This is a genomic window from Bacillus sp. JJ1609, from assembly GCF_036967045.1.
Classification (GTDB): Bacteria; Bacillota; Bacilli; order Bacillales; family Cytobacillaceae; genus Mesobacillus.
On record NZ_JBALSS010000024.1, the window covers coordinates 105,747 to 123,649 of the forward strand.

General features: G+C 41.1%; 21 protein-coding genes. 7 read left to right on the forward strand and 14 right to left on the reverse strand.

Annotated elements, in window-relative coordinates; translation table 11 throughout:
• From V7654_RS16880 to V7654_RS16895, 4 genes are all read left to right on the forward strand, one after another.
• On the forward strand, positions 1 to 192 hold a 192-nt coding region (locus tag V7654_RS16880; RefSeq protein WP_335431843.1), incomplete at its 5' end, for a hypothetical protein.
• Between the two features lie 87 nt (positions 193 to 279).
• Positions 280 to 954, forward strand: coding sequence for a deoxyribose-phosphate aldolase (deoC, locus tag V7654_RS16885; RefSeq protein WP_335431844.1), 675 nt, complete (start codon positions 280 to 282; stop codon positions 952 to 954).
• Positions 955 to 1,009: 55 nt separating this feature from the next.
• Complete coding sequence (locus V7654_RS16890; protein ID WP_438825318.1) at positions 1,010 to 1,414, forward strand: cytidine deaminase; 405 nt, start codon at positions 1,010 to 1,012, stop codon at positions 1,412 to 1,414.
• A gap of 153 nt (positions 1,415 to 1,567) precedes the next feature.
• Positions 1,568 to 2,182 (forward strand): AmiS/UreI family transporter, encoded by a 615-nt coding sequence (locus V7654_RS16895; protein WP_335432022.1) that lies wholly within the window; start codon positions 1,568 to 1,570, stop codon positions 2,180 to 2,182.
• A gap of 258 nt (positions 2,183 to 2,440) precedes the next feature.
• Here the strand turns inward: V7654_RS16895 and V7654_RS16900 are convergent, their stop codons facing one another.
• From V7654_RS16900 to V7654_RS16910, 3 genes are all read right to left on the reverse strand, one after another.
• Positions 2,441 to 3,370 (reverse strand): manganese-dependent inorganic pyrophosphatase, encoded by a 930-nt coding sequence (locus V7654_RS16900; RefSeq protein WP_335431847.1) that lies wholly within the window; start codon positions 3,368 to 3,370, stop codon positions 2,441 to 2,443.
• A gap of 237 nt (positions 3,371 to 3,607) precedes the next feature.
• Complete coding sequence (ald, locus tag V7654_RS16905; protein ID WP_335431848.1) at positions 3,608 to 4,729, reverse strand: alanine dehydrogenase; 1,122 nt, start codon at positions 4,727 to 4,729, stop codon at positions 3,608 to 3,610.
• Between the two features lie 374 nt (positions 4,730 to 5,103).
• Positions 5,104 to 5,259 carry a hypothetical protein gene (locus V7654_RS16910; RefSeq protein WP_335431849.1) on the reverse strand — a complete coding sequence of 52 codons (156 nt, stop codon included), beginning with the start codon at positions 5,257 to 5,259 and terminating at the stop codon, positions 5,104 to 5,106.
• 106 nt (positions 5,260 to 5,365) lie between these two features.
• On the opposite strand from V7654_RS16910, the gene V7654_RS16915 reads away from it, so the two are divergent.
• Positions 5,366 to 5,815, forward strand: coding sequence for a universal stress protein (locus tag V7654_RS16915; protein WP_335431850.1), 450 nt, complete (start codon positions 5,366 to 5,368; stop codon positions 5,813 to 5,815).
• 58 nt (positions 5,816 to 5,873) lie between these two features.
• Here V7654_RS16915 and argH read toward each other — a convergent pair whose 3' ends face one another.
• Both argH and V7654_RS16925 read right to left on the reverse strand, forming a co-directional pair.
• The gene (argH, locus tag V7654_RS16920) at positions 5,874 to 7,244 is read right to left on the reverse strand and encodes an argininosuccinate lyase (protein ID WP_335431851.1); all 1,371 of its coding nucleotides are present in this window, start codon (positions 7,242 to 7,244) and stop codon (positions 5,874 to 5,876) included.
• Positions 7,241 to 8,446: an argininosuccinate synthase gene (locus tag V7654_RS16925; protein ID WP_335431852.1), complete on the reverse strand. Its 1,206-nt coding sequence runs from the start codon at positions 8,444 to 8,446 to the stop codon at positions 7,241 to 7,243. Before V7654_RS16925 ends, argH begins: the two co-directional genes overlap by 4 nt.
• 213 nt (positions 8,447 to 8,659) lie before the next feature.
• On the opposite strand from V7654_RS16925, the gene V7654_RS16930 reads away from it, so the two are divergent.
• Positions 8,660 to 8,977, forward strand: a complete 318-nt coding sequence (locus V7654_RS16930; protein ID WP_335431853.1) for a hypothetical protein — start codon at positions 8,660 to 8,662, stop codon at positions 8,975 to 8,977.
• A gap of 144 nt (positions 8,978 to 9,121) precedes the next feature.
• On the opposite strand, the gene V7654_RS16935 is transcribed toward V7654_RS16930, so the two are convergent.
• The 9 genes from V7654_RS16935 to sppA form a co-directional block, all read right to left on the reverse strand.
• A complete protein-coding gene (locus V7654_RS16935) occupies positions 9,122 to 9,634 on the reverse strand; it encodes a MogA/MoaB family molybdenum cofactor biosynthesis protein (RefSeq protein ID WP_335431854.1) in 513 nt (170 codons plus the stop codon).
• Positions 9,635 to 9,638: 4 nt separating this feature from the next.
• Positions 9,639 to 10,475, reverse strand: a complete 837-nt coding sequence (locus V7654_RS16940) for an EcsC family protein (protein WP_335431855.1) — start codon at positions 10,473 to 10,475, stop codon at positions 9,639 to 9,641.
• A gap of 104 nt (positions 10,476 to 10,579) precedes the next feature.
• Complete coding sequence (locus V7654_RS16945) at positions 10,580 to 11,767, reverse strand: acetate kinase (RefSeq protein WP_335431856.1); 1,188 nt, start codon at positions 11,765 to 11,767, stop codon at positions 10,580 to 10,582.
• Between the two features lie 255 nt (positions 11,768 to 12,022).
• Entirely contained in the window at positions 12,023 to 13,018 is a 996-nt protein-coding gene (locus V7654_RS16950) for a class I SAM-dependent methyltransferase (protein WP_335431857.1), read from the reverse strand.
• A 157-nt stretch (positions 13,019 to 13,175) separates the two neighbouring features.
• Positions 13,176 to 13,676 carry a thiol peroxidase gene (gene tpx, locus V7654_RS16955; RefSeq protein ID WP_335376455.1) on the reverse strand — a complete coding sequence of 167 codons (501 nt, stop codon included), beginning with the start codon at positions 13,674 to 13,676 and terminating at the stop codon, positions 13,176 to 13,178.
• Positions 13,677 to 13,893: 217 nt separating this feature from the next.
• Positions 13,894 to 14,403 carry a GerW family sporulation protein gene (gene ytfJ, locus V7654_RS16960; RefSeq protein ID WP_335431858.1) on the reverse strand — a complete coding sequence of 170 codons (510 nt, stop codon included), beginning with the start codon at positions 14,401 to 14,403 and terminating at the stop codon, positions 13,894 to 13,896.
• A gap of 18 nt (positions 14,404 to 14,421) precedes the next feature.
• Positions 14,422 to 15,117, reverse strand: a complete 696-nt coding sequence (locus V7654_RS16965; protein ID WP_335431860.1) for a DUF2953 domain-containing protein — start codon at positions 15,115 to 15,117, stop codon at positions 14,422 to 14,424.
• 74 nt (positions 15,118 to 15,191) lie between these two features.
• Positions 15,192 to 15,647: an RDD family protein gene (locus tag V7654_RS16970; protein ID WP_335432023.1), complete on the reverse strand. Its 456-nt coding sequence runs from the start codon at positions 15,645 to 15,647 to the stop codon at positions 15,192 to 15,194.
• Positions 15,648 to 15,934: 287 nt separating this feature from the next.
• Positions 15,935 to 16,945: a signal peptide peptidase SppA gene (sppA, locus tag V7654_RS16975; RefSeq protein ID WP_335431861.1), complete on the reverse strand. Its 1,011-nt coding sequence runs from the start codon at positions 16,943 to 16,945 to the stop codon at positions 15,935 to 15,937.
• 142 nt (positions 16,946 to 17,087) lie between these two features.
• On the opposite strand from sppA, the gene V7654_RS16980 reads away from it, so the two are divergent.
• Entirely contained in the window at positions 17,088 to 17,888 is an 801-nt protein-coding gene (locus tag V7654_RS16980) for an NAD kinase (RefSeq protein WP_335431862.1), read from the forward strand.
• Positions 17,889 to 17,903: the final 15 nt, after the last annotated feature.

Genomic DNA, 17,903 nt, shown 5'->3' on the forward strand with positions numbered 1-17,903 from the left:
CGCCTTCCACTACAATCAACAGGGGTTTATAAATCAACATCCGCTTTATCAGAAAAATTCCTGACAGTAGTAATTGCCATCCAAGTCCCTTTCCATAAATGTGACATTTTCGTGTATTACCACATATTATTTTTACATATGTTCAATTCATTATTTACATTTGTTCAATCACCTGATATATTATTCATGTAAGTAAGGCATAATAAATTTCGAGTTGAAATTTTATTCTTTATGAAAGCGTTTAATCATAATCTTAATACGGAAAGGGTTTGAATTAGTATGACAAACGAATTAGCGAGAATGATCGACCACACATTACTTAAAGCAAATGCAACTGAAGCAGAGATTGTTAAATTGGCTGAAGAAGCAAAGGAATATAAGTTCGCTTCAGTATGCGTTAACCCAACTTGGGTAAAAACAGCTGCGGAAATTCTTAAGGATGCTGAAGGTGTAGAGGTATGTACAGTAATCGGCTTCCCTCTTGGAGCTTCAACTTCAGCAGTAAAAGCTTTCGAAACAACGAACGCAATCGAAAATGGCGCAACAGAAGTTGATATGGTTATTAACATTGGCGCACTTAAAGACAAGCAGTATGATGTAGTAGAAAATGACATCAAAGCAGTAGTTGAAGCAGCTAAAGGAAAAGCATTGACTAAGGTCATCATTGAATCTTGCCTGCTTACAGACGAAGAAAAAGAAATGGCATGCAAGCTTTCTGTCAGCGCAGGAGCAGATTTCGTCAAGACTTCTACTGGCTTCTCAACAGGTGGCGCAACAGTTGAAGATATTGCATTAATGAGAAAGACTGTTGGCCCTGATATCGGCGTTAAAGCTTCAGGTGGCGTAAGAAGCCTTGAAGATGCACAAAGCATGATCGAAGCTGGCGCAACAAGAATCGGAGCAAGCTCTGGTGTTGCAATCATGAATGGCTTGTCATCTAACTCTTCATACTAAAACTAAAAGCGGTTTAGCATTAATAACAAATATTCATGGGAATGGGGAATGGACGATGGATAAAAACATGCTTGTTGAAAAAGCGATTGAAGCTAGAAGCAAAGCATACGTTCCATATTCTAAGTTTCAGGTTGGCGCTGCAATCATCACGAACAACGATCAGGTTTATCTTGGCTGCAATATCGAAAATGCCTCTTATGGCCTGACGAACTGTGCAGAGAGAACGGCTATTTTCAAGGCTGTATCAGAAGGCGATACTGAAATCAAGGCGATTGCTGTTGTTGGAGACACTGAAGGTCCTATTTCTCCTTGCGGTGCCTGCCGCCAGGTAATTGCTGAATTCGCTACAGAAGACACAAAGATTTACCTTGCCAACCTTAATGGCGATGTGCAGGAAACAACGATCAGCGAAATCCTGCCTGGTTATTTTACATCTAAGGACATGGAAAAAATCGATTAAGTAAATAATATGTATATAAATAAGGGCAATTCCTTGCAGCCTTTCTGGTTTAGGAATTGCTCTTTCTTATTCAAGCTATCCCAAGCTAATAATCACAACTTGCTTTATAAAGGAGGAAAGAGCCGTTATTTAACATTAATTGCGGCATTCATCATGGGAGACGCAGGTTTATTGCTATCAGGTGCAGCACTATTCCTAAACAGCTTAATGCTTCTTGGAAGGGCAAATGCAAAAAGTGTAGCAGTATTTAACTTATTTATCGGGGCTATGCAAGTCATTGTACCTTTCTATTTGATCATGGTATCCGATCAAAGCAACTGGACAATCTACAGCCTAGCCAGCATATTTCTTTTTGGCTTCACTTACCTGTATGTTGGGTTAACACTATTAAAAGATCTTGATGGAAGCGGACTCGGCTGGTATTCCCTTTGGGTAGCAGTTATCGCACTCATATATGCACTAGTAGCCTATGTCCACTTCAATGATATTGTCAGCACCCTTACATGGCTGATGTGGGCATACCTTTGGTTCCTTTTCTTTTTATCCATGGGCCTTAATAAAAAAATCGATGCCTATATCGGCAAGGTTGCCTTCGTGCAATCATGGCTTACTTTAACTTTTCCGGCATTGCTGTCGATGACCGGACTATGGAAAAGCGACCAGGTTACCGAAGCATGGATCTATTTTTCAATAGCTGCAATCGTTTACTTTATTTTCATTACTTTAAAGCTAAAGGTAATAGCTGCAAGAAGAGAAAATTTCGCCTAAATACAAAAACCGTCCTGCCGATTAAAAGGCAGAGACGGTTTTTTTAGTGGCTATATTAATTGGACTGTTGATTTCCACTCCAGGCACTCCCTTTCCGTGGGGCGTCCGGTGAGCCCGCAGGACTTTGAAAAGCTTCCTCGAAATTGCCCACGCACGAAGGAAATGCGGCAGCATTTTCGAGGAATCGAGTACCCTCCGCTCCAATCAACAGGTGCTAAAAATCAATATTGACCTTTAACACAGCCTTTTTAATAATGGTTATTTTGCAAGTACATTTGTTAATACAGGCACGACTTGCTTTTTGCGTGAAACAACGCCTTTTAAAGTCGCAGTGTTATTGTTCAGCGTAACGTTGAAAGCTTCTTCAACAGCCGCAGCTTCTTTTCCAAGCGCAAGTGCAGCAGAATCATTTGTAAGAATATCAGTAATAACCAATACGAACAAGTCGAGGTTATTCTCTGAAATTTTCTTGTTAAGTGCATCTTCAAGCTCAGCCTGGCGTGCAAGTACTTCGTTAACATCAACTGTGTTTACCTGTGCGATTTCAACCTTGGAGCTTCCCATTTGGAACTCTTTGGCGTCAAGTGTAATGAGTTCATCGATTGTTTTGCTGCTTAGATCCGCACCAGCCTTAAGCATATCAAGACCATATTGATCAGCGTCTACCCCTGCAATCTCGGCTAATTCACGGGCAGCTTCAACGTCTTGTTCTGTGCACGTTGGGGACTTGAACAATAATGAATCAGAAACGATCGCAGAAAGCATAAGTCCAGCAATGTTCTTATCAATTTCTACGTTATTTTCTTTGTACATTTTGTTTAAAATAGTCGCTGTGCAGCCAACTGGCTCAACACGGAAATAAAGCGGATCGCTTGTTTCAAAGTTAGCAACACGGTGATGGTCAATAACTTCAACAATCTTTACTTTTTCAATACCGTCAGCACTTTGCTGGCGTTCGTTATGGTCAACGAGGATAACGCTGTTTACTTCTTCTGAAACTTGTCCTGCAAGACGAGGTGCTTCAGCCTTGAAATAATCCAATGCGTATTGAGTTTCTCCATTCACCTGGCCTAAACGGACTGCTTCTGCATCAACACCAAGCTTCTGCTTTAAGTTAGCATAGGCGATTGCCGAGCAGATTGTATCGGTATCAGGATTTTTATGTCCAAAAACAAGTATTTTTTCCATCATGACACTCCTTAGTTACAATTTATCACGGACATTCCTGGTCATTATTTCCTTGAGCAAGAATCCGTATATCCCATAAATAATATACGCTAAAATGAAATTATTTTAAACAGCTTTATAAGAAAATCACGATGCATTCGATTAAGATAGACAGGATTCTGTTAAACCATCCTTTGAAAAATAAAAAGCTGACTCAGAAGGTCACATTCAACGACCTTTTGAGTCAGCCTCATAACATTAGATTTGCTCTAGCAGTGTTTTTGTTTCAGAGTATACAAGATCATGTGCTTCAGCAACTGCTTTATAAGTAACATAGCCATTAAGCGTGTTGATTCCCTTCAACAATGCTTCATTGTCAAGGCAAGCCTGCTTGTAGCCTTTGTTCGCGATTTGAACTGCGTAAGGCACTGTTACGTTTGTCAGCGCAATTGTAGATGTTCTTGGTACTGCGCCAGGCATGTTTGCAACGGCATAGTGGACAACTCCATGCTTTTCATAAGTTGGATTGTCGTGAGTAGTGATTCTGTCAGTCGTTTCAAAAATTCCGCCCTGATCGATCGCGATGTCAACTACCACTGAACCTGGGTTCATGGATTGAATCATTTCTTCTGTTACAAGTCTTGGAGCCTTAGCGCCAGGAATCAACACCGCGCCAATCACTACGTCTGAAGTCTTCACAGATTCAGCGATATTGTATGGGTTGGAAATCAGAGTCGTAATATCTGAACCAAAAATGTCATCAAGCTGGCGCAGACGCTCAGGGCTCAAGTCGATCATTGTTACTTCTGCTCCAAGGCCAACAGCCATTTTAGCAGCATTCGTACCCGCTACACCGCCGCCGATGATTGTAACCTTACCTCTTTGTACTCCCGGAACTCCGCCAAGAAGGATCCCTTTTCCACCGTGTACCTTTTCAAGGAATTGCGCACCGATTTGAGTAGCCATACGGCCAGCTACTTCACTCATTGGAGTCAGCAATGGAAGAGAGTTGTTTGGCAGCTGTACTGTTTCATATGCAATGCCGACAACCTTGTTCTCGATTAGAGCTTTTGTTAGCTCTGGTTCAGGAGCAAGGTGCAAATATGTAAATAGAATTAACCCTTCACGGAAATAACCGTATTCTTCTGGCAGAGGTTCTTTTACCTTCATGACCATATCTTGTGACCATGCTTCTTCTGCACTGGCAACAATCATCGCTCCAGCACCCTTGTAATCTTCATCAGTAAAGCTTGAACCTAGGCCAGCACCTGTTTCAATAAATACTTCATGGCCAAAGTTAACAAGGTTTAGTACTCCGGCAGGCGTCATAGCCACACGGTTTTCATTATTTTTTATCTCTTTAGGTACACCGATACGCATTATTGCATACCTCCTATAAATAATAATTGCCCTTCCATTTCAGGCCCGCCTCTACTATATCAAATTTCATCCTATTAGGCTCTGTTTTTAAAATGCTTCAAATCATGCATCAATTTATAAAAGTCTATTAGATAGGAATCTTTTCTAGAAAGGACGAGGATGAAAACACTTTCATTTTAGTAGAAAAAAACCCATTTGGCAAAACAATTCGTATTAAATCACCTAAAATATACTATTCTGTATATTTTTAATATTTAGGTTTCTTGGATTAAAGTGGTGATTTTCTCTCCAGGCGCTAGCATTCCGCGTGCACCTCGGAAGCATCAACATTTAAAAAACAAGCTGTTTAATAAAACAACAGCTTGTTTTTCATTTTATTGCTGTTCTTGGCCAGTTTCCACAACAGAAGTCATTTGCTCCTGCCCGATCACTCCACTGTTATAGGAGTCCATAATTTGCTGGCTAACCTGGGTGACACCCTGGTCATCATAATCGAATGCCGGCTGGCCTACATGCTCTTGCTTTTTCATCCATTTACCCTCCTACATTGTTTTGCTTACTTAAATAGTTTTCGTTGGATTGTCACAGCTATACTATAAAAACTGTTGTATAATAAAGGTAAAGGAGGCGAGAACTATGGCACTATCTTATAAGAACATTTTAGTTGCCGTTGATGGTTCTAAGGAAGCAGCATGGGCTTTTAAAAAAGCCATTGAGATTGCAAAAAGAAATGATGCAAAGCTATTCATGACCCACATCATCGATTTACGCACATTTGCAACTGTAGAGGCATATGACCGTACGATTTCAGAACGGGCGAACCAATTTGCCACTGAACTCATGGAAAGCTACAAACAACAGGCAATTGAAGCTGGAGTCACAAATGTCAGCTACGAAATCGATTATGGTTCACCAAAGGTCAAGATAGCAAAAGATGTTGCTAAAAAATTTAACGCCGACCTAATAATTTGTGGAGCGACCGGAATGAACGCAATGGAGCGCTTCTTCATCGGAAGTGTGTCAGAACATATCACCCGATACGCATCCTGTGACGTCCTTGTCGTCCGTACTGACAAAGTTAACTAAGATGATTTTTAAAATATCAAAAGCACGCAAACTTGAAAGATTGCGTGCTTTTTTCTATTTATATGAGCTCTTTTGCTTTACCGATTTGGGATTTCACCTGAGAAAACCCTGTTCCGCCGGCACTAGTTCTGCGTTCAACCGCATTATATGGATTTAAAGCTTCATATATATCATTCTCAAACAAAAGATTCATTTCTTTATAAGCATCTAAAGAAAGATCTGCAAGGTAACATTGTTTTTGTATGCACTCAAGAACCAGCTTTCCAACAATCTCATGTGCTTCACGGAAAGGAATCCCTTTAGCTGCAAGATAATCCGCAAGTTCGGTCGCATTTGAAAAATCGTTCTTAACGGAGCCTTCCATTGTCTCTTTTTTAACTTTCATAGCCTTAACCATTCCGGAGAAAATTTTCAATGAACCTTTGATGGTTTTTACCGTATCAAACATGCCTTCCTTATCCTCTTGCATGTCTTTGTTGTATGCTAGCGGCAATCCTTTTAAAACCGTCAGCAGACCCATAAGGCTTCCATAGACACGGCCTGTTTTTCCGCGAATCAATTCAGCCATGTCTGGATTCTTCTTCTGGGGCATGATGCTGCTGCCTGTTGTAAAAGCATCTGAGAGTTCTATAAATTGAAACTCCTGGCTGGACCATAAGATAATCTCTTCACACAGTCTAGAAAGGTGCATCATCAAAATCGAACTTCCAGACAGGAATTCAAGGATAAAATCCCTGTCGCTTACTGCGTCTAGGCTATTCTCATAAATTCCTTCAAAACCAAGCATCTCCGCAGTAAGGTGGCGGTCGATTGGGAAAGTAGTCCCCGCGAGTGCCCCTGCTCCAAGAGGAGATAGATTGATTCTTTTTAGACTGTCAGAAAACCGCTGTTTATCCCTGTCCAGCATCCAGAAATAAGCCATAAGATGGTGGGCAAAAGAGATTGGCTGTGCTCTTTGCAAATGTGTATAGCCAGGCATGATCGTTTCAATATTCTTTTCTGCCTGATCTATAATTGTTTTTTGAAACTCATTGATCAACTCAATGACTTCTTCAACCTGAGCTTTTAGGTATAAATGCATATCCGTCGCAACCTGGTCATTCCTGCTTCTGGCAGTGTGGAGTTTGCCGCCGGTTGGGCCAATCAATTCTGTTAAATGATGCTCAATATTTAAATGGATATCCTCAAGCTTCGCTGAATATTCAAGGTCATTGTTACTTGCTTTTTCCTTGAGCTTTTTCAATCCTTCAATTATTTCATTTGCTTCTCCAGCTGATATGATCCCACATTGGGCCAGCATCGAAGCATGGGCAATGCTTCCTTCGATGTCCTGCTGTGCTAATTCCTGGTCAAAGCCAATCGAGGCACCGAACTCGTCAACCCAATCCTCTGCCGACCCGGTGAATCTGCCTCCCCATAATTTCTTCACACTGTCACCTTCTTGCCCTGGACCATGCTGTGTACTACTGTCGGAAGACCCCACAGGTTAATGAATCCAACAGCAGCGCTGTGATCGAATTCATCATCTGCAGTATAAGTTGCCAATTTCTCATTGTATAGGGAATAAGGTGATTTTCTTCCTTCCACAATCGCATGGCCTTTGAATAGTTTAACGCGGACTGTACCTGTCACATGCTTTTGAGTAGATTTTAAGAAGGCAGCCAATGCTTCTTGAAGAGGTGAAAACCATAAACCTTCATAAATCAATTCTGTCATCTTTTTCTCAATGACTGGCTTAAAATGTGCCACTTCTTTAACAAGTGTGATATCTTCCAATTCCTTATGGGCTTTAATTAAAGTCATTGCTGCCGGAGCTTCATATACTTCACGGGATTTGATGCCGACAAGGCGGTTCTCTACATGGTCAATCCTTCCGACGCCATGCTTTCCTGCGATGGCATTTAGCTCAAGAATCAATTCAGAAAGAGGATAAGTTTTTCCATCGATTGCTGTAGGTATACCTTCATTGAATTCAATCTCAATGACATCAGGTGTATCTGGAGTGAACTCAAGTCCAGTTGTCAGTTCATACGCCTCTTCCGGCGGCGCCTGCCAAGGATCTTCCAGGATACCGCACTCATTGCTTCTTCCCCAAAGGTTTTGGTCGATTGAGAAGGGACTGTCTAGATTGATCGGGATTGGAATTCCATTGTTCGCTGCATAAGCAATTTCTTCCTCACGAGACCATTTCCATTCACGTACAGGAGCAATTACCTTCAGGTCTGGATTAAGTGCCTTGATTGAAACCTCGAATCGTACCTGGTCGTTCCCTTTTCCTGTACAGCCGTGGGCTACCGCAACGGCACCTTCAAGTTCTGCGATTTCTACTAGTTTCTTAGAAATAAGCGGACGAGAGAGGGCAGAAACTAACGGATATTTCCCCTCGTATAATGCATGAGCCTGTAATGCAAATAATGCATAATCGTTTGCAAATTCATCCTTTACATCCAGTACATACGATTGGACGGCACCAATTTTCAATGCTTTTTCCTTGATGAAATCAAGATCCTTGCCTTCGCCAACGTCCAAGCAGCAAGCTACCACTGCATATCCTTGTTCCTTAAGCCATTTAATTGCTACAGATGTATCCAGACCGCCTGAATAGGCTAGTATCACTTTGTTTTCAGTCATTTTTTTTGCTCCTTTATAAACGAATATTTATTCATTAATATAAATTTTTATTCACGTTTAATAAATTAACAGGTTTTTAGGAACTTTTCAAGGAAAAATTATTATTTTCTTTAATTATCTTCGTACAGGAACATTCTCAGGCAATTGTGGAAGTGAAAATAGAAGTATAGTAGAATTAATTTATTGATTATCGGATTGGGGGCTCCATTAGATATGGAACAATATTTTCTTTTCAACAGCCGACTGGGCATTCCCCTGCCTGCTTTAAAAGAAAACTGGGATGAATATAGCCTTGATACACAGCATGCAATCCTTCTCCATTGGGAAAAGATACGCGGAAGCATTCCTGATAGAATATCAGAGCTTGAGCAAACCATTAACATGAAGCAAGCTCAGCTTTCAGATGAGAGCAATTTTATACGGTCATGCGAATTAAACAGCGAAATAGCAGAGTTAGCGTCCAAAATTAATGACCTGTGGCTTTGGTACAGGACTCACCAGGATATTACTTCTGCTAAGATGCATCAATAATCCTAAAGGAACGTACTGTTCAGTCAGTGGGTGTCACATAGAAAAAAAGAGTTTGGAGATGTCTCCAAACTCTTTTTTTCTATAAATTTGTATATCCCTTTATCTAAATAAAAGGATGAAATCAAAGCGAGTTTATTTTTGGACTTATAAATCCTTTGTCAATTCCCTTACGACATGTCCGATCTCAGGAATAATCAGTTTTTCCACTGCCAGGCGGACAGCCCCGGTTGACCCTGGGGTTGAAAAGACAGCTCTGTCATTCACTACACCAGCTGCTGCCCGTGATAATAAAGCAGCGGATCCGATATCCTCCTGGTAGCTAAGCATGCGGAAAATCTCGCCAAAACCAGGGATTTCTTTATCGAATAGACTTTGGACCGTTTCGATTGTTACATCCCGTTTTGCAATCCCCGTTCCTCCATTTGTCAGCACAACGTCAATGTCCGGATTCCTGCATCCCTTTAGTACTTCTGATTTAATTGACTCTGCCTCATCTTTAACGATTGCGTACTCAACAATTTTATGACCTGCGTTTTCAAGCAATTCCATCATAAGTTTGCCGCTTTTGTCTGTTTCTTCCGTTCTTGTATCGCTGACAGTTATAACCATGCAGCGGACCTGGCTTGGTGCAGCCTGCTTGTGCTCCTGTGTACTCATAATGCTACAGTGCCCCTTTTTCTTTGAAATACCTCATCTGATAATATTTATGTGCGAATTCGGTGACTCTACGGGTCAATTGATAGTTTGCTCCTGCTCCAATCGCCATGCTGATGACTGGCATGCCTTGCAAATGTTTTTTGCGGAATATCATAATGGCCATTCCCTTGAAGATTTGCTTGATTGGCTGTTCGAGCCATGTAACGTCTGTCAGGTCTTCCTTTCCCTGGTAAAAATAATAATCTTCGGCCTGCTCCAAATCATTCTTTAATTCTGTCCAGCCTGAAATTTGCATCCTTGATGGCATTGTAGCAGTATGGAATACCTTCAAGGCGACCATCATCTCAAAAGGTGTATTCACTTCAAAACCATATGTCATCGCAATCAGCTGTACAACCCTTAGATTGATGACCGCCATTGCCGGCATATCGGCCCCAAGTACAAGTTTGCTGCCGCTAGCTGACATGCCTCCCTGCACCAAGGAATAGATTCTATGGCGTGCTATTTGCTGTCCTGCAATAAACTCCAGCTGCTCGATCGGCAGCTCCCTTAAATCCTGGATTGTCTCAAGGTCAGGCTGAAATACACGGCCTGCAGCGAGAATTCTTTCTTTTGCATCCATCTGCAGCTGCGATCCCTGGATAAGGGAATGAAGATGAAACAACCCACTGTCAAAGAGCGAGAAAAACCGTTCTTGTACCTCCTCAGGCAGCAGTGAAAAGGATCGGTCCAAATACCTGTCATAAGCAAGTTCAAAATCATTCGGCTCATAGCCATACAGTTTACTTTCCCATAGACCCAATTCATCCAATACCTTTTTTTCCCGATCAGTCAAAGGCATTAAAAAACCTCCACCATGTGAATTTTCTTCCAGTATAGCACAAAAGAAAACTTCTAGAAAAATACAAGAAGGGCAGAAGCCATTTGCTCCTGCCCTTAAAATTATTATTTTGCTAAACGCACAACATCGCGTGCAATCATAACTTCTTCATCTGTCGGAATGACCATAACTTTTACAGGAGAATGTGGATAGCTGATAAACGCTTCTTCTCCACGTACTTTATTCAAAGCAGGATCCCAGTAAATACCCATGAATTCCAGTCCTTGAAGGACGCGGGCACGGATAGCAGAACTGTTTTCGCCGATACCTGCAGTGAAAATGATTGCGTCTACTCCACACATACGTGCCGCATATGAACCGATATATTTGTGGATTCTGTCTGCGAATACCTTCAATGCAAGCTCTGCACGCTCATTTCCTTTTTCTGCTTCGTCTTCGATATCGCGAAGGTCGCTTGAGAAACCAGAAACGCCGAGCATTCCACTTTCCTTATTAAGGACATTTAAAACTTCGTCAGCATTTTTATTCGTTTTTTCCATGATGTACGGGATCAAAGCAGGGTCAATATTCCCTGAACGTGTTCCCATTGTCACACCAGCAAGAGGTGTAAAGCCCATTGATGTATCGATTGATTTACCGCCTTCGATCGCGGCAATACTAGCACCGTTTCCAAGGTGGCAGGAAATTAGGCGCAAGTGCTCAACCGGACGTCCAAGCATTTCAGCCGCACGTTGTGACACATATTTATGTGATGTACCATGGAAGCCATATTTACGGATTCCGTACTTTTTATAGTACTCATATGGAAGACTGTACAGGAATGAGTTTTCTGGCATTGTCTGGTGGAAAGCTGTATCAAAGACTGCAATTGCTGGCACATTAGGAAGCACGCCCTGAAATGCGCGGATTCCAGTAATGTTAGCAGGATTGTGCAATGGAGCAAGCTCAGAAAGCTCTTCGATTTTAGTCAATACTTCTTCAGTGATCAACACTGAATCATTGAATTCTTCTCCGCCGTGAACAACACGGTGGCCAACGCCTTCGATTTCGTCTAGGGATTGGATGATTCCAAGCGTAGTAAGCTTATCAAGAAGGATTTTTACCGCAACCTCATGATTAGGGATATCAGTAACTTCCTTGATCTTTTCGCCATTAACAGAGATTGTGAAAATAGAATCTTTAATTCCGATTCTTTCTACAATACCCTTTGTAATAACTTCTTCGCTCGGCATTTCAAATAATTGAAACTTAAGTGATGAGCTGCCGGCATTGATTGCAATGATTTTAGCCATTTTTTCCGCTCCTTTTATATAACAAGCTGTTTATATATACGTTAAAATAGTACACCTTTATTGTGTGCTACAGGCTGCAAATATATCTCTCAATGTTTCATTTAAACACTGTCCATTTCACATTTCAAGCAAAGCTTTCTCAAATATTAAATGAGTTTTTATTCAGATACTTCAAATGATTGTAAAAAGTTTCACATAGTTATTAATTACCCTTATTCACAATAAAAAGAACCGGGAATGATCCGGTTCTTTAAGTTATTTTTCATTTAGCTTATTTTCTTTAAACCATAGGTCGATTTTATTTAGCATGCGATTTACCGCTGCTCCATCTGACAGCTTTGGCAGCTCAGCAAGAAGTGCTTGTTTCGGCGCTTTAACTTCAGTGCCATTTTTCTGCAGAATCAAGATGCTTTTTGCAGCCTGCTTATTTTTGAACAATGATGCTGGCAGCTGCAAAATACCCTGGACAATCAAATTCTTTTTAATGAACTCATGCAGTAAAGGAGCCTGCTCACTTTCAAATAATCCATTCGGAATCATAAAGAACAAATAACCGCCATCCTTTACATGCTTCGTGCTTTGCTCAATGAACATATGGTGGGAATATGTATGTCCCTCAGCTGCTTTCACTTCATATTCTTCTGCCCTAAGGTCATTTGGATAGTAGCCGACAGGAAGATCACAAATAACGGCATCTGCCGGATCTACAAACAGCGGCTCAAGGCTGTCCTGGTTAAAAAGTTCGACAGAATGCTTCTGTAAATTGGCATTGACGAAAGCTAATCTGATTAACAGATCATCGATTTCCACTCCGATAGAGTCAATCGTTTTATCTGTTTGCTGGTTAAGTACTGTGGCAAGCAAATTGCCTGTACCAATGGCAGGGTCGAGCAGCCTGAAGGCTTTCTTATCAATGAATTTGCTTACTAAATATCCTATGAACATACCGACTGAATCTGGTGTCATCTGATGGTTAGGCTGCACATGCTCCTTCATGCCTTTCAAGATTGCCAGCTGGAACCCTTTCCGGATATCTTCCCTGGAAAAATCATCAAGCTTTATCTCTTTATATGTTTTTTCAAGCCTTTTCTTCGTCACTTCATTTAACTCATCTTGAAGGACATTCCCCTGAAACATATTCTCCCCAGTTTCAGCCAGCGCCTCCAAATATGTACATGCAAGTTCTTCTTTTAAAATATCCGCCGTTGTATTAAAAGCGGTAAATAGTTTTTCTACCGGAGTCATACTCACTTTTCTTCCTCCCGATTAAAATAGGTATCTACTATTGTAGCCATGTTTTTCATTGCTTACAAGCTGGATGCATTAATCGTTTTTCGCGTTCCATAGCCTTTTGGGATTCTCCTACATAAAACAAGCCGCAGAATCCTGCGGCTTGTCATGGCTGGGTTTATCTAGCTTGCTTTGCAGCTTCAACGGCTGCTTCATAATCGGGATGATCAGTCACTTCACTAACATATTGTACATATGTTACTTTGTCATTAGAATCTACAACAAATACTGCGCGAGCCAGCAAACGAAGTTCTTTAATTGCGACTCCGTACGCCTCACCGAATGAAAGTTCACGGTGGTCAGAAACCGTTTGAACATTTTCAATTCCAGCGGCTCCGCACCAGCGTTTCTGTGCAAATGGCAGGTCAACGCTCACTGTCAATACCTTAACATTATCAAGTTTTACAGCTTCCTCGTTAAAACGGCGAGTCTCTGCATCACAAACGCCAGTGTCAAGTGAAGGTACTGCGCTAATTAGTCTAACCTGCCCTTTAGTATCCTGAAGCGTCACTTCAGACATATCATTTGCAAGAACCTTAAAATCAGGTGCCTGGTCTCCAACTTTCACTTCATTTCCTAACAATGTAACTGGGTTCCCCTTAAATGTAACAGATGCCATACCTGCTCATCCTCCTTGTCCTTTTTATGTACAGTGTAAATATATCTTTTACAGCCACATTTTGCAATTATTTTACGGACTCATCTAGCATACTGCTATAGAAGAGAATCGAACCTCTTACTTAACTAACTTTTTTAAATGCATTACTGATAAATAAATCTTTTAAGATACTTTTACAAAGTGAAGCTGCCTCCCCAATCGAAAAGGCAGCAGCAGCTTAAAATTCAAGTTCTGATTTAGGTCCGTTGTAAGCTGATTGATGATTTTGGTTTTGGTTTTGATTGCCATTCTGGCTGTTCTGATCTTTCTTGGACATCATTTGCTGAATTTTATCCACAGCCTGAGGCGCCAGGTCAAGAATTTTTTCATACAAATGTGTACTTTCATCAAGATGAAGCATTTTCACGCCATGTGAGCTGACAATCAGGAAAGCGATTGGCGTAATTGACACGCCTCCGCCGCTACCTCCTCCAAATGGATGCTGTGAACCTCCGGACTGCCCTCCAGAACCACCAGAACCGCCAGAGCCTCCTGATCCACCCTTCGTGCTTTCCAAAACAAATTCACTTCCACCAGCAGCAAAACCGAAACCTACTTTAGAAACTGTCAGGATCACACTTCCGTCCGGTGTCTCTACAGGGTCTCCAATGATTGTATTGACATCAATCATTTCTTTTAAACTTTCCATGGCAGTCGTCATAAGTCCTTGAATTGGATGGTCGGACATTCCTGTTTTCCTCCTTGTTTAAACGGTATTAGTTTTATCATCAGAAAGTACGGATAATGGCTTTGTTTTGAATTGTGGCCATCCGCCTTTCCAATATTTAACCAGCTTTATTCCTGCTAAAATAGCATGCCCGACTCTGACTTGAATCATACATTTAAAGCTAGTGATTGACACGGCATGCTGAAAACTAGGCGTGATCGACATAACTGGCATTTCTTTCAGTTTCATATATAGGCTGAGGACACCAATCAATCCGCCTTTTACAGCCCAAAAGGCTCCAGTTAGAACCCCGGTCGCTGCGGCATCACCTACTCCAACCATGGTGTGCCATTCTATTTTTCTGATTGTTACTTTCCTTAAAAAACCCCTGATAATTTTGTGAAGTCCTGCAACATGGGTTACTAAATGTTTGAAGTCATTTATACTGTTGAGCAAATCCGTTTTATCGACTTGGGATGTTTTTTCCTGTTTCATATTTTCATTAGGCCCTGTTTGTATTTTTTGCTCCGCCACAATCGTGGGTGAATTATCATCAATTTTAATAACTGGGATATCGACTTTATACTTTATAAGCCCTCCCCAGGCTTTTACGGTAATTTTAAGATGGTCATTATCATTGCCGTGGAAATAATCTATAAAAATTTTCACTTTTGTTATAAGGATGATTAGTAAAAGTACAGTGAGAAGCAGTAAGGCAAGCAGCACCCATTTCATTATCCTCCACAACCTTTCAGCCTATTATTATCAACAAAAAGGCATAAAAATAAACCTGCCGAAGCAGGTTCATTTTATCGAGGTTCATATATGACGGTTGTATCAGCAAACATGTCATGCAAGCCCTGTTTCTTTTTGGAGAAAGCAACAATTAAATACAGAATCATTAATGTCGCTGATATAAAACGGCCGATCCATTCCCGGAAAATCACTGTCCCCCATGATAGGCGATTTCCGCTTAACTCGACAACCTTTAAACCGAAGACCATCTTGCCAAGCGTCTGACCATAATACTTAGTCATCAGCACAAAATATAAATAGAACACGACCGCAGTGGCGATGGCTATAGGTGAGATAATTCCATCCTCTATTAACGAGACATCCATGGCACGGAAAACAGGATTGATGATCATCCTGTTTACACTGCCAATCACAATCAGGTCCAGTAAATAGGCCCAAAATCGCATCCAGAATCCAGCATATAAGCCCTCCCACTGAAAATGGCCAGCTTCATTTTGCTCAGTAAAAATTCCTTCAGACTTATCCGGTGAATGTAATGCGGAATTACCTGCTGGTATTCGATCAAATTGTTCTGTTTGTTCACCGTTATCAAGGTACACACTTCGAGTACTTATTTTGTCGGCTTCAACAGGCTCTGTTTGAGCAGTTTGTTCGTTATTTCCATAAGTACCTTCAGATCTTTCCGTTCTTACCGGCAGTTCAGTTTCATCCTGATTCATCCCTTTTTGCAGGCTTGAATCATTAAAAGTTCTTTTTTCTTCCTTATCAAATTCATTCGAATTCATTTTCGTCCCCCCTATTCCGCATACAGATACATTAAGCGGGGAGAATTAGGCTTGGACAGCATCTTCATTAAACCTGCCATTTCTGCGTCTTTCCCCATGATTTTTTGCGCACTCATGCTAAAGAAGGAACCGATTCCCATACTTTCTGTATATTTTACTACCTGGGCATCTCCCAATTTTTCATCCTTCCTTACTGCTTCAATGACATCATCAAGATAGCCGAAGCCATCGATCAAGTTCAGTTCTTTCGCCTGACGGCCGTCATAGATTCTGCCGTCAGCGATTTTCTTGACCTGTTCAACAGACATGCCACGACCTTCTGAAATTACTTTTACGAAACCCTCATACGAATTATTGATCATGGACTGAAGGATTTTCCGTTCTTCCTCTGTCATCTTCCTGGAAGGACTCATGATATCCTTATATGGTCCGCTTTTGATTGTGTTGAATTCAACACCGTATTTTTCGGCAAGGCCAGCATAATTGACACCCTGCATGATGACTCCAAGAGAGCCTGTCAAAGTTTCTGGGCTGGCAAAGATTTTATCCGCTGGTGCGGAAACATAATAGCCACCTGATGCTGCCATCGATCCCATAGAAACATATACAGGCTTCTTAGTATCCTTCTGTATTTCCTTGATTTTATCGTGTACTTCAGCGCTCTCTACGACCCCTCCGCCAGGAGAATTGACTCGCAGAATGATTGCTTTAACATCCTTATCTTCTTTTACATATTCGAGCTGTTCCATGAATGCCTTATGGTTATAGAGTGGACTTTCAAAGAAAGACTGAGTATCCCCAGTGTCCTGGATGACCCCATCAATTGACAGGACAGCGATTTTACTCAGCATATCCCCATCTTCAATGATTTCTTCCGCAAACATTTCTTCCGATACAGCAAATATGTCATTAAATGTATTTTCAGCGTCGCTGAATGCGAATGTAGACAAGAGATTAATAACTGTTGAAGCAATCAGCAAACCTGCAGCGATACCTAATGCTGCCCATCTTTTACCATTCATCGTAAAGCCCCCTTAAAATTCCTTGTACTTTCAAATAGTTATGTAAAAATGATAAACTGATGTCAATAACATTTATTTTAGCAAAAGATTTCAAAAGTGGGTAAAAATATGGAAAATTACATAATGTTTGGAGGAATCAGTAATGTCAGATCGCCGCAATATTTATTTTTACCATAAGCCCGATACAAAAATGTTGGAAAAAGTTGAGCCTTTATACGAATTGGCAAGACGATATGACTTCAATATTGTTACAGATTATCGCCAGGCTAACATCATCGTCAGTATTGGCGATGACGGAACGTTCCTGCAGGCAGTAAGAAAAACCGGTTTTCGTGATGATTGCCTATATGCTGGAATTTCTACCACTGGCTCCTTGAACATGTATTGCGATTTCCAAATTGCCGATACAGATAAAATGATTGAAGCGATAACCAATGCTCAAATTGAAGTAAGACGCTATCCAACGCTTGAGGTCACAATTGATGAAGAGACATCTTTTGTATGCTTGAATGAATTCAGCGTCCGCTCAGGAATTATAAAAGCATTCGTGATGGATGTCTTTATTGATGATATCCATTTCGAAACTTTCCGCGGGGACGGGATGATTGTTGCTACTCCAACAGGAAGCACTGCTTATAACAAATCTGTTAATGGTGCGGTTGTAGACCCGCTTCTTCCGTGCATGCAAGTAAGCGAGCTCGCTTCTGTGAATAATAATCATTACCGCACTCTGGGATCTTCTTTCATCCTGAGCGGTGACCGAAAGCTTACTTTCAAGGTTGCCCAAGACGGCAATGACTATCCAATCATGGGTATGGATAATGAAGCTTTAAGCATCCAGCATGTTGACAAGTTCGATGTAAAACTAAGCAACAAGATCATTAAGACTGTAAAACTGAAGGATAATTCCTTCTGGGAGAAAGTTAAGAGGACGTTTTTGTAAGAAAAGCGCAAGCGC